General features: G+C 63.3%; 12 protein-coding genes. 2 read left to right on the forward strand and 10 right to left on the reverse strand.

Annotation, left to right across the window (positions count from 1 at the left end; genetic code table 11):
* The first annotated feature begins 78 nt into the window (after positions 1–78).
* A complete protein-coding gene (locus NKH90_RS12690; RefSeq protein ID WP_352615148.1) occupies positions 79–660 on the forward strand; it encodes a histidine phosphatase family protein in 582 nt (193 codons plus the stop codon).
* Between the two features lie 13 nt (positions 661–673).
* Here NKH90_RS12690 and NKH90_RS12695 read toward each other — a convergent pair whose 3' ends face one another.
* The 9 genes from NKH90_RS12695 to gcvA form a co-directional block, all read right to left on the reverse strand.
* Positions 674–2260, reverse strand: coding sequence for an FGGY-family carbohydrate kinase (locus NKH90_RS12695; RefSeq protein ID WP_352769565.1), 1587 nt, complete (start codon positions 2258–2260; stop codon positions 674–676).
* On the reverse strand, positions 2257–2940 hold the full coding sequence (locus NKH90_RS12700) for an HAD family hydrolase (protein ID WP_352814020.1): 684 nt from the start codon (positions 2938–2940) through the stop codon (positions 2257–2259). The genes NKH90_RS12695 and NKH90_RS12700 overlap by 4 nt, the downstream gene beginning before the upstream one ends.
* 15 nt (positions 2941–2955) lie before the next feature.
* Positions 2956–4434, reverse strand: coding sequence for a mannitol dehydrogenase family protein (locus NKH90_RS12705; RefSeq protein WP_352819620.1), 1479 nt, complete (start codon positions 4432–4434; stop codon positions 2956–2958).
* A 72-nt stretch (positions 4435–4506) separates the two neighbouring features.
* On the reverse strand, positions 4507–5277 hold the full coding sequence (locus NKH90_RS12710) for an L-iditol 2-dehydrogenase (RefSeq protein WP_352819622.1): 771 nt from the start codon (positions 5275–5277) through the stop codon (positions 4507–4509).
* A complete protein-coding gene (locus NKH90_RS12715; protein ID WP_023676991.1) occupies positions 5274–6278 on the reverse strand; it encodes an ABC transporter ATP-binding protein in 1005 nt (334 codons plus the stop codon). The genes NKH90_RS12710 and NKH90_RS12715 overlap by 4 nt, the downstream gene beginning before the upstream one ends.
* A gap of 51 nt (positions 6279–6329) precedes the next feature.
* Positions 6330–7154: a carbohydrate ABC transporter permease gene (locus tag NKH90_RS12720; RefSeq protein ID WP_023676992.1), complete on the reverse strand. Its 825-nt coding sequence runs from the start codon at positions 7152–7154 to the stop codon at positions 6330–6332.
* An 11-nt stretch (positions 7155–7165) separates the two neighbouring features.
* A complete protein-coding gene (locus tag NKH90_RS12725) occupies positions 7166–8038 on the reverse strand; it encodes a carbohydrate ABC transporter permease (RefSeq protein WP_023676993.1) in 873 nt (290 codons plus the stop codon).
* Positions 8039–8152: 114 nt separating this feature from the next.
* A complete protein-coding gene (locus tag NKH90_RS12730; RefSeq protein ID WP_352819624.1) occupies positions 8153–9463 on the reverse strand; it encodes an ABC transporter substrate-binding protein in 1311 nt (436 codons plus the stop codon).
* Positions 9464–9677: 214 nt separating this feature from the next.
* Positions 9678–10589 carry a transcriptional regulator GcvA gene (gene gcvA / locus NKH90_RS12735; protein WP_352578172.1) on the reverse strand — a complete coding sequence of 304 codons (912 nt, stop codon included), beginning with the start codon at positions 10587–10589 and terminating at the stop codon, positions 9678–9680.
* Positions 10590–10699: 110 nt separating this feature from the next.
* On the opposite strand from gcvA, the gene NKH90_RS12740 reads away from it, so the two are divergent.
* A complete protein-coding gene (locus NKH90_RS12740; RefSeq protein WP_254815832.1) occupies positions 10700–10885 on the forward strand; it encodes a hypothetical protein in 186 nt (61 codons plus the stop codon).
* A gap of 75 nt (positions 10886–10960) precedes the next feature.
* Here the strand turns inward: NKH90_RS12740 and NKH90_RS12745 are convergent.
* Positions 10961–11629: sugar-binding transcriptional regulator (locus tag NKH90_RS12745; RefSeq protein ID WP_352819626.1), on the reverse strand; the 669-nt coding region annotated here is incomplete at its 5' end.

Here is an 11629-nt window from a genome sequence, read left to right on the forward strand (position 1 = left end):
AGCCAGTCAGCTCCATGCAGGCTGTTGGAGAGGCTATGGAAGCCGCTATGGTCGCGGCAGATCCATTTGAAAGGCAGCCTGATGAGCACGTTTCCCGAAATCTATCTGGTTCGGCATGGCGAGACGGAATGGAGTGCGTCCGGAAAACATACCGGCCGAACCGACATACCGCTGACGCCGGTCGGCGAGGAAGCGGCAAGGCGGATCGCTGAGCGGCTCAAGGGCCTGTCCTTCTCGGCGGTGTGGTCGAGCCCGTCGCAGCGCGCCTTCAACACCTGTGCGCTGGCCGGCTTCGGCTCGTCAGGCGTGAAGAAGGACGATCTGGCGGAGTGGGATTATGGTGCCTATGAGGGATTGACCACCAAGCAAATCCTCGCCGAGCGCCCCGGCTGGCGTCTTTTTCGCGACGGCTGCCCGAGCGGCGAGTCCGCCACGGATGTCGGCTCGAGGGCGGACCGGATCGTCAGCCGGTTGCGCGAGGTCGGCAGCAATGTCCTGGTCTTCTCAAGCTCGCATTTCCTTAGAGTGCTGGCCGCACGCTGGCTCGGCCTGCCGCCGCAAGCCGGCGCGTTTTTCGTGCTGGATACCGCCAGCATAAGCGTGCTCGGTTATGAGCACGACCTTGACGAGCCGGTCATCCGGCGCTGGAACCAGAGATAGCAACCGATCCGATTTATCGGATCGCGTCCAGCGCCTGCCTTTGCCTGTGCATTTCGAGAAACACGCGGTAGTCGCGATCGAACCGGCCGGCGGCAGCCGGATTGGGCTCTCGCGTCCTGCCGCCCTGTTGCATGGCGACGCAGGCAGCGTTCAAATCGGGAAAAAGCCTGGCCGCGGTGGCGGCAATCATGCCGGTGCCGAGCAGCACCGCCTCGTCCGCCAGCGGCTCGACCACCGTGCAGCCGGTGGCATCGGCATAGAGCTCCATCAACAGCGGGTTCTTGGTGTGGCCGCCGGTGACGTGCAGCGTGTCGATCAGATAGCCGTTCTCGTTCAGCGCTTCCAGCACATGACGGACGCCAAGCGCGACGCTGACGGCGGTGCGCCAGTAGAGCTTGCACAGACTGTCGAAGGAGGCATCCAGCGTCAGCCCGCTGATGACGCCGACGGCATGCGGGTCGGCGAGCGGGGAGCGGTTGCCGTGAAAATCGGGCAGTACGTGCAGCCTTGCGGCGAGGTTGTCGCCCTCGGCGGCGCGCAGCTCGGCGACGCGGCGGGCAATTCTGGCATGCATGGCGGCATCCGGCTCGCCGCCAGCGCCATGCCAGCGGATGATGTGGTCGAGCAGCGCGCCGGTGGCCGACTGGCCACCTTCCGACAGCCACAGGCCGGGAAGGGCTGCGCCATAATATGGGCCCCAGACACCGGCGAAAGGCTGCGGATCGGTCGACATCGCCATGACGCAGCTCGACGTACCGGCAATCAGGGCCAGATGGCGACCGATGTTCGTTGCGTCACCGGCGAAACCGCCGAGCACGCCAAGCGCGCCGGCATAGGCATCGATGACGCCGGCGCCGACCCGGCATTTTTCGGTGAGGCCAAGCTCCGTCGCGGCTTGCGCGCCGAGCGGGCCGATATCGGCACCGACCGGGCTTGCCTTTTCCGGCAGGTTGCCGTGCTCAAAGATATCGCCGAGCCCGACGGCTTCGAAGAAGTCGCGCCGCCAGCCGGTCGCTTCATGGGCTAGATAGGTCCATTTGGCGGTCAGCGTGCATTGTGAACGGGAGAGCGAGCCGCTTGCCTTCCAGGTGAGGAAGTCGGTGAGGTCGAATAGATAGCCGGCTTCGTTCCATGTTCCGGGCAGGTTGCGCTTCAGCCACATCAGCTTCGGCGTCTCCATTTCCGGCGACATGACGCCGCCGATATAGTCGAGCACAGCGTGGCCGCTTTCAGTGCATTCGTCGGCCTCGGCAATTGCGCGGTGGTCGAGCCAGACAATGGTGTCCCAGCGCCTTTCACCAGTGACGGACACGCTGAGCTGGCCGCCATGCCGGTCTCGCACCACCAGCGAGCAGGTGGCATCAAAGGAGATGCCGACGATATCCTCGGCCCGCACGCCCGCCTTTTCGCGGGCAGCGCGGACGGCCATGCACACCGCCGACCATATATCCTGCGAATCGTGCTCGGCATGATCGGCCTTCGGCTGTTGCATGGCGATCGGGTGCTCGGCGCGGCCGAGCAAGGCGCCACCGGTGTCGAGAATGCCGGCACGAGCGCTTCCGGTGCCGACATCGACCGCGCAAACGAAACTGTTGGTCAAGGTGTTCTTGCTCTCGCTCCCAGGCCTGCAATCAGATCGGGCAATTGCAGCATGTCAGCGAATATAAAGTCCGGCTCACTCGACGCAAGCCGCGCTTTCAATGCCGGGTTGCCGGTGTGCGAGCCGCCGGTGAAGGCAAGGACGCGCATGCCGGCCGCCCGCGCCGCTTCGATGCCGGCCGGGCTGTCCTCGACGACGAGGCAGTTTCGCGGGGCCGCTCTCATTTTATCTGCTGCATGGAGAAAGAGATCGGGCGCCGGTTTGCCCCGCGCCACCATGGCGGCGCTGAACAAATGCGGCTCCAGCAGCCCAAGCAACCCGGTGACGTCGAGCGCATAGCGGATGCGTTCCAGGGTGCCGGAGGAGGCGACGCAGCACGGTACGCCGAGCCTCGGCAGGACCTGTGCGATACCTGGCATCGGTTTCAGCTCATCGCGGAATCTGCGCATCAGTTCGGAGCGCATCTCGGTCAGATGCTGCTCGGTGAGATCGAGCCCGAAGTCGCTTGCGAGGATTTCGCGGACGCTCTTCATGCTCTTGCCGAGGAAGTGCTCGTAGGCAATGTCCTCGCTGACGTTGCCACCGGCAAGCGCGATCATCTTCAGCAATGCCGAGACGGACAGCATCTCACTGTCCACCAGCACGCCGTCACAGTCGAAAATGACCAGTTCAGGCGTCATCGCGCTGGATCGGCTTCAGAGGTCGCCGGCGAGATAGCGCGTCAGTGTCGCGCGCGCGCCGTCCGCCCACAGCAGTCTCAGCGCTTGGCCGAAGGCTTCAGCGAACGGCGGCGAGCGGCCGACATCGCCATAGATGTCCTCCATGGCAAGCCAGGCGGCAGGCATGTCCCTGGCCGCCTTGGCCGTCGCCTGCAACCGGCCCCAGTTCGGGTCGTTGGGCTCGGTGACGGCACCGGAATCCGTCGTGCCGAAGCAGTAGCGACACCAGAGCGCCGATTCCAGCGCAAGGCCGGTGACACTTTTGCCAGCCTTCAGCCGGTCGGTGATGGTCGGGATGATGAATTTCGGCTGGCGGTTGGAGCCGTCGAGGCAAAGCCGGCGTATGGTGTCGCCGATCTTCGGATTGGAGAAGCGGTGCTCGATGAGCTGGTAGTAATCTTCGAGGTCGGTGTCCGGAACCGGCGGCACGGTCGGGATGATTTCGTCATGCTCGAGCTTGTCGAGGAAGCCGCGTACCAGCGGCTCCTGCATCGCCTCATGGACGAAATGGATGTCCATCAGCCCGGCCGGATAGGCGATGGTCGCATGGCCGCCATTGAGGATGCGGATCTTCATCAGCTCATAGGGCGCGACGTCGCTGACGAACTGCACGCCGACCTTTTCCAGCGGCGGGCGGCCGTCGGTGAAACGGTCCTCCAGCACCCATTGCTTGAACGGTTCGCAAAACACCGGCCAATTGTCGTCGAGGCCGAACTCACTGGAGAGAATGCCGCGCTCGCGGTCGGTGGTGGCCGGCGTGATGCGGTCGACCATGCCATTGGGAAAGGCAACGTTCTCGCTCACCCAGTTTGCTAAACCTTCGTCGATCAGCCGCGCAAGGCCGATGACGCCATCTGAGGTGACGTGGCCGTTATGGGGGATGTTGTCGCAGGACATGATTGTGAAGGGCACGATACCGTCGGCGCGGCGGCGCAGCAGCCCGGCGAGGACGAGGCCGAAGACGGTCTTCGGCGTCGCCCCCGGCTCAGCGTCGGCAACGATGTCGGGATGTGTCGGATTGAAGACGCCGGATGCCGGATCGATGAAATAGCCGCCCTCGGTAATGGTCAGGGAGACGATCTTGATCGCCGGATCGGCAAGCCGCTCGACGATTGCGGCCGCATCGCCCGGCACCAGGAAGTCGATCATGACGCCGGTGACGCGCGCGCTCATATGGCTGCTGTCCTGCTCGACCACGGTGGTCAGCCAGTCCTGCTCCTGCAACTTGCCGCGGCCGACCTTCTCGCCCTCGAAGACGCCGGCGCCAACAATGGCCCAGTCGTGGCCGACACCCGAATTGAACAGGTCGTCGAGATAGACGGCCTGGTGCGAGCGATGGAAATTGCCGACGCCGAAATGCACGATGCCGGCCTTGAGCGCGGCGCGATCATATTTCGGGCCGGCGACCTTGGGCGGCAGCTTGGCGAGGATGGAAGAAGAGAGTTTCACGGTCATCTGCTTTTACCCTTTAGCGGGACGGCTCTTCCCCCCCGCGGAGGAGACGGGGGGAAGAGCGCCTTCGCCCCCTCAACTCATCCACTGGCCGCCATCGACATTATAGGTCTGGGCGACGATGTACTCGGCCTCATCGCTGGCCAGGAACACCGCCATGCCGGTGAGGTCTTGCGCCGTGCCCATGCGGCCATAAGGCACGGCTTCGCCGACCAGCCTCTTCTTCTCGCCCCTCGGCCGGTTCTCGAACTTGGCGAACAATGCATCGACATGGTCCCAATGCTCGCCGTCGACGACACCCGGGGCGATGGCATTGACGTTGATGCGGTGTTTGATCAGGTCGAGCCCTGCCGACTGGGTGAGCGAGATGACCGCCGCCTTGGTGGCGCAGTAGACGGCGACCAGCGCCTCGCCGCGGCGCCCGGCCTGGCTTGCCATGTTGATGATCTTGCCGCCCTTGCCGCGGGCAATCATCGAACGGGCGGCGGCCTGCAACGTAAACAGCGTGCCGGCGACGTTGACCGAAAACAATTTGTCGTAGCTTGTCTTGGTGATCTCGACGATCGGCGCCAGGTCGAACAAAGCAGCGTTGTTGATCAAGATATCGAGGCCGCCGGCCCTGGCTTCGACCGCCTTGACGGCCTCATCGATAGACGCGAGATCGGTGACGTCGAGGCTTACCGCGTAGGCGTTGCGGCCGATTTCCGAAGCCGTCTTCTCGGCGGCTTCGAGATTGATGTCGCCAATCGCGACCGTCGCCCCTTCGCGCATGTAGGCTTCGGCAAACGCCCTGCCGATGCCGCGCGCCGATCCGGTAATCAGCGCCGATTTACCCCGGAGCCTCATTGCAGCATCGCCTTCCCGTCGGCGCCGAAACGATGCAGCTTGGCCTTTTCCGGCGTCAGGTAGATCGTATCGCCATGATGGGCGGCCAACTCGCCGTCGGCACGCACCGTCAGCTGCCCGACACCATCCGCCTGGACGTGCAAAAACGTGTCGGAGCCGAGATGCTCGGCAACCCCGACCGTCGCCTTCCAGTCGCCTGACGTCTTCGAAATGTTCATATGCTCCGGGCGGATGCCGACTGTCTTGGCGCCATATTTGGCGGCCGGCGCGCCTTCGATCAGGTTCATCTTCGGCGAACCTATGAACCCGGCGACGAACAGGTTCTTCGGCGTCTTATAGAGCTCCATCGGCGAGCCGACCTGCTCGATATTGCCGGCATTGAGCACGACGATCTTGTCGGCCATGGTCATCGCCTCGATCTGGTCGTGGGTGACGTAGACCATGGTTGTCTTGAGCTGGTGATGCAGCTCGCTGATCTCCAGCCGCATGGTGCCGCGCAGCGCCGCGTCGAGATTGGACAAAGGCTCGTCGAACAGGAAGGCCGACGGCTGGCGCACGATGGCGCGGCCGATGGCGACGCGCTGCCGCTGGCCGCCGGAGAGCTGGCCGGGGCGGCGGTCGAGGTAGTTGGTGAGGTTCAGGATCCGCGCGGCGTCCTTCACCTTCTTGTCGATGGTCGCCTGGTCCTCGCCCGCCATCTTCAGCGGGAAGGCGATGTTCTTGGCCACCGTCATGTGCGGGTAGAGCGCATAGGACTGGAACACCATAGCCAGCTTGCGCTTGGCCGGCGCCTCGCCGGTGACGTCGCGACCATCGATGATGATGGTGCCGCCGCTGGTATCCTCGAGACCGGCGATCAGACGCAACAGGGTGGATTTGCCGCAGCCCGACGGGCCGACGAAGACGACGAACTCTCCGTCCTCGATGACCAGATCGAGGCCGGGGATGATGGACGTCGCCCCGAAGGATTTGGAGACGTTCTTGAGCGTGATGTTTCCCATGGTTTCCTCCCCCGAAGGGCTATCTTTTCGTTTTGCGTCAGGCGATGCCCGCTACTTTACCGCACCGAATGTCAGGCCTCGGACCAGCTGCTTCTGGCTGAACCAGCCCATGATCAGGATCGGCGCGATCGCCAGCGTCGAGGCGGCCGAAAGCTTGGCCCAGAACAGCCCCTGCGGGCTGGAGAAGGAGCTGATGAAAGCGGTGAGCGGCGCGGCCTCGGTGGTGGTCAGCCGGATCGTCCAGAACGCCTCGTTCCAGGCGAGAATGATGTTGAGCAGCATGGTCGAGGCGATGCCGGGGACCGCCATCGGCGTCAGCACGTAGATGATCTCGTTCCAGAGCGATGCGCCGTCCATGCGCGCCGCTTCCAGGATCTCCCCCGGGATCTCGCGAAAATAGGTGTAAAGCATCCAGACCACGATCGGCAGGTTGATCAGCATCAGCATGACCATCAGGCCGATGCGGCTGTCGAGCAGACCGGTATCGCGGAAGATCAGATAGATCGGAAACAGCACGGCGACGGCCGGCATCATCTTGGTGGAAAGCATCCACATCAGGATGTCCTTGGTGCGTTTGCCCGGCGAAAACGCCATCGACCATGCCGCCGGTATGGCGACGAGCAGAGCCAGGATGGTCGAGCCGACCGACAGGAACACCGAGTTCAGGAAGAATTTGAAATAGCCGTTCTGCGCCTGGACCTCGGAATAGCTCTCCGTGGTTCCCGACGGGAACAGGTTGAAGCCCTGGATAGCCTCCTGCTCCGACTTGAACGAGGTGATGATCGTATAGAGGATCGGGAAGAAGATCAGCAGCGCGACGATCCAGGCGGCCGCGGTAGCAATCGTCTTGTGCTGGGTGGTGACTGCACGTGCCATCTTATCCTCCCTTATTTATCCAGGTTCTTGCCGACAGCGCGCATGGCGAAGAAGGCAACGATGTTGGCGAGAATGACGGCAATGATACCGCCGGCGGACGCCTGGCCGATTTTGAACTCCAGCAATGCCTTCTGATAGACGAGGAAGGGCAGGTTGGTGGAGGCGTAACCCGGGCCGCCGTTGGTGGTGACGAGGATCTCGGCATAGACCGACAGCAGGAAGATCGTCTGGATCAGGATGACGACGGTTATGGCGCGCGACATGTGAGGCAGCGTCAAATAGATGAAGCGGCTGATGAAGCCGGCGCCGTCCATTTCGGCGGCTTCCTTCTGCTCGACGTCGAGCGACTGAAGCGCGGTCAACAGGATCAGCGTAGCAAACGGCAGCCATTGCCAGGCAACGATGATGATGATCGCCAGGAGCGGGTGCTGCCCGAACCAATCGATCGGCTGCCCGCCGAAGAAGCGCGCAATATCGGCGAAAACCCCGTACTGCGGATGCATGATCATGTTCTTCCAGACCAGTGCTGCCACCGGTGGCATGACGAAGAACGGCGAGATGACAAGGATGCGGACGATGCCCTGTCCCCACATCGGCTGATCGAGCAGAAGGGCGAGCAGAATACCGCCAATCACCGTGATCAAAAGCACGCTGACGACGATGGTGAGCGTGTTGAGGATCGACTGCAGGAATGCCGGGTTGGAATAGAACAGCGCGTAGTTCGAAAACCCGACGAAGCCGTCGCGCATCGGATTGAGCGGGTTGTATTGCTGGAAGGAAAACCACAGCGTGAATGCCAGCGGCACAATCATCCAGACCAGCAGCAGCACCACGGATGGCGCCATCATGAAACGGGCAAGCGAACGGGTCTGCTGAGTAGCCATGACGGTCACCCTTCGAGGTCGGCCAAGTTTTTCAGCGGTGTGAAAGCTGGCCGCCCGAACTGGGATTCGGGCGGCCGTTGCCGGTCGCCATTGGCAACCGGCACCGGGAGGAGCTTACTTGATGTAACCGCCTTCGGTCATCGTCGCGGTGGCGGCGTCCTGCGCCTGCTTCAAGGCATCGTCGACGCTCGACTGGCCGGCAAGTGCCGCCGAGAAGAGCTGGCCGACGGTGGTGCCGAGACCCTGGAACTCAGGAATGGCGACGAACTGGACGCCGACATAAGGCACCGGCTTGACGGTCGGGTGCGTCGGATCGGCGGAGTTGATCGAGTCCAGCGTCATCTTGGCGAAAGGTGCTGCCTTCTGGTATTCGGGATTGGCATAGAGCGACGAGCGCGTTCCCGGCGGAACGTTGGCCCAGCCTTCCTTCGAGGCGACGAGCTCGGCATAGTGCTTGCTGGTTGCCCAGGATACGAACTTTTGAGCGGCGTCGGCCTTCTGCGTGCCGGCGGGGATGGCTAGCGACCATGCCCACAGCCAATTGCCGCGCTTGCCGAGGCCATTGTCCGGCGCCAGCGCATAGCCGACCTTGTCGGCGACGGTGGAGTTCTTCGGGTCGGAAACGAAGGAGGCAGCGACGGTAGCGTCGATCCACATGCCGCATTTGCCCTGCTGGAACAGCGCCAGGTTTTCGTTGAAACCGTTGGACGACGCGCCCTCGGGGCCGTCGGCCTTCATCAGGTCGACATAGAACTGCAGCGTGTTCTTCCATTCGGGCTGGTCGAATTGCGGCTTCCAGGTCTCGTCGAACCAACGCGCGCCGAACGAGTTCGACATGGCGGTCAGGAAGGCCATGTTCTCGCCCCAGCCGGCCTTGCCGCGCAGGCAGACGCCGTTCACGCCGTTGGCGCGGTCGGTCATCTTGTCGGCGGCCTGCTTGATGAAGTCCCAGGTCGGTGCATCGGGCATCTTGAGCCCGGCCTTTTCCATCAGGTCCTTGCGGTACATGACGAAGGAGCTTTCGCCGTAGAACGGGGCTGCGTAGAGCTTGCCGTCGACCGACAGGCCGCCGGCTATGGCCGGGATGATGTCCTTGACGTCGTAATCGTCGCCGAGCTTGTCGAGCGGCAAAAGCCAGTTCTGCTTGGCCCAGATCGGCACTTCATAGGTGCCGATGGTCATCACGTCGTACTGGCCACCCTTGGTGGCGATGTCGGTGGTGACGCGCTCGCGCAGGACGTTTTCCTCGAGCGTGACCCACTGCAGCTGGACGTCGGGATTCTTGGCGGTGAAGTCGTCGGTCAGCTTCTGCATGCGGACCATGTCGCCATTGTTGACCGTGGCGATGGTGATGGATTCGGCATGCGCGGCGAAAGCGAGGGCGCTGGCCGAGAACAGGCCTAGGGTGAACGTGCGAAGTTTCATCAAAATTCCTCCCATAAACCAAGATGAGCATTTGCCTTGGCTGTGAGCAATTACTCACTTGCGATGAATTATGTCAAGTCGGATTCGTTGCTGCAGCGCAGCACGCCGGGTCTCGTGCAGCGGCAAGCCTGGGACGGTTGCGGCATGCCTGACGAAGGATTCGGCCGGGCTGATTGGGCCCGGCGCTTTGCTATCGGGCTTGCTGGGATTCAGCCTACTGGCAAGCGATCTCGCTCAGGATCCAATCGCGGAAGGCGCGGATTTTCGGCACGTTGCGTCGTGCCGTCGGATAGACCAGCCAATAGGCGTGGCCGTCGTCACCGACCAGATCAAAGGGCTGGATCAGGCGGCCGTCGGCAAGTTCGGTCTTGAACAGCGCCTTGGTAACGATCGCCACGCCGTGGCCGGCAATCGCGGCATTGGCCTCGTAGGCCTGCGCGCCCATGCTGGTGCCGGGACGCTTGGCCAGCTCCTCGACCGGCAGGCCGGCGGCGGCAAACCAGTCCCGCCACCAGATGTCACCCGGGTCGAGGATCGGCAGCCGCAGCAGGTCGGCCGGCTCCTTGACGCCGCCGATGCTTGCCGCGAGCTTTGGACTAAGGACCGGCGTGAAATCGGCCCTGAAAAGCATATGGGTCTCGACGCCCGGCCAGTTGCCGCCGCCGGAGCGGATGGCGATGTCGATATCCTCTCTGGCAAAGTCGACAACCCTGTTCGAAGTATCGACGCGCACCGCCAGCGACGGATGCGCGACCTGGAATGAACCGAGATGCTGCGCCAGCCAGTTGGAGGCAAATGTCAGCAGCGTCGAAACGCAAAGCAAGCCGTCGGCGCCGGTGCGCGCGGCGGCATAGGCGCCGCTCAACAGCGCGAACGCCTCGCTGACCGCGGGCGCCAGGCGCTGGCCGGGTTCGGTCAGCACGATCTGTTTTGGCTGGCGCAAGAACAGGGGCGCGCCGATGCGCTCCTCCAGAAGCTTGATCTGATAGCTTGCCGCCGCCTGCGTCATACCAAGCTCCTGGGCGGCCTTGGTGAACGAGAGATGCCGCGCCACCGCCTCGAACACCCGGATCGCCTGAAGCGGAGGAAGCTGCGAAACCAGCTGTCGTGAATTGAGCTCCGGCATAAGCCCTCCTTATGGGCAGTGATCGACGTTTGATTGGCGGCACCGGCCGGTCCTACCGATATTCCGTATTGTAGATCAATTACGCCTAGAGATAGCGAAGGCTGACGATCATGACCACAATACAGGAAAAGCTGCTTCTTGCTCCAGCCCATGGCTGGTTTTCACGGCTGGCGCGGGGATTGGCAAGGCACGCGGCGCGGAAACGGGCCTATCTCGACGTCCGGGAACTGCCGCCGCATCTGCAGCGCGACATGGGCTTTCTCGACGGCAACGATCCTTGCGGCCGGCACCAGTAGTGACGCTCGTTTTATCGGGGATTCAGATGCGTTTCGATTTCACATGATCGTTTCCGACCGCCAGCGGCTCGGAGATCATGCGCCCGCCAGCAAGGCGGCGGCGGTCCGCTCATCGGTGATGAGGCCGTTGACCAGCCGCCGGTTGACGGCGGCGAAGATGCCCGGCAACTTGCGGTCGCCCATGGCAAGCGCGATCACCAGCGACTTTTCGCGCGACGGCAGCGGTGCCGACGACACCCGATCATTGGTGATGCCCTCGATCATGCGGCCGTCACGATCGAATACCCAGCCGACGATCTCGGCGACGCCGCCGGCCTTCTGCAGCGCCTTTAATTCACCCTCCGAAATAAAGCCGTCCTCGTAAAGCGGCGCCTTCGGGCCGAGATCGCCGATGCCGACAAAGGTGACGTCGGCCTCGGCCGCAAGCGCCAGCGTCGGCTGGATCATCGGCTGGCTGAGCAGCATCTCGCGCTCCTCGGGCGAGGAAGCGATGACCGGCAAAGGCATCGGAAACGAACGCGCCTTGACCCTGTCGGCCATGGTGAAGATGACGTTGTAGAAGGCCGCCGAGCCGTCCGGCGAGATGTTGCCGGTCAGCGATACCACCTTGTGCTGCGGGCATTCCATCGGCGGCAGTTGCTCGATCGCGGCCTTCAGCGTGCGGCCCGTGGCCCACGCCCTGACCCTCCGCACCCGCCCCCCCCGCCGCCCGTCCATAAACGCCGCCCCCGCCCACGCGGCCCC

The organism is Mesorhizobium sp. M0898 (genome assembly GCF_040319695.1).
GTDB lineage: Bacteria > Pseudomonadota > Alphaproteobacteria > Rhizobiales > Rhizobiaceae > Mesorhizobium.

What these genes read in the sequence shown, in the direction of transcription:
- NKH90_RS12700 (WP_352814020.1), bottom strand. Translation starts at nt 2,940, where the DNA reads ATGACGCCTGAACTGGTCATTTTCGACTGTGACGGCGTGCTGGTGGAC.
- NKH90_RS12705 (WP_352819620.1), bottom strand. Translation starts at nt 4,434, where the DNA reads ATGACCGTGAAACTCTCTTCTTCCATCCTCGCCAAGCTGCCGCCCAAG.
- NKH90_RS12710 (WP_352819622.1), bottom strand. Translation starts at nt 5,277, where the DNA reads ATGAGGCTCCGGGGTAAATCGGCGCTGATTACCGGATCGGCGCGCGGC.
- NKH90_RS12715 (WP_023676991.1), bottom strand. Translation starts at nt 6,278, where the DNA reads ATGGGAAACATCACGCTCAAGAACGTCTCCAAATCCTTCGGGGCGACG.
- NKH90_RS12720 (WP_023676992.1), bottom strand. Translation starts at nt 7,154, where the DNA reads ATGGCACGTGCAGTCACCACCCAGCACAAGACGATTGCTACCGCGGCC.
- NKH90_RS12725 (WP_023676993.1), bottom strand. Translation starts at nt 8,038, where the DNA reads ATGGCTACTCAGCAGACCCGTTCGCTTGCCCGTTTCATGATGGCGCCA.
- NKH90_RS12730 (WP_352819624.1), bottom strand. Translation starts at nt 9,463, where the DNA reads ATGAAACTTCGCACGTTCACCCTAGGCCTGTTCTCGGCCAGCGCCCTC.
- gcvA (WP_352578172.1), bottom strand. Translation starts at nt 10,589, where the DNA reads ATGCCGGAGCTCAATTCACGACAGCTGGTTTCGCAGCTTCCTCCGCTT.
- NKH90_RS12740 (WP_254815832.1), top strand. Translation starts at nt 10,700, where the DNA reads ATGACCACAATACAGGAAAAGCTGCTTCTTGCTCCAGCCCATGGCTGG.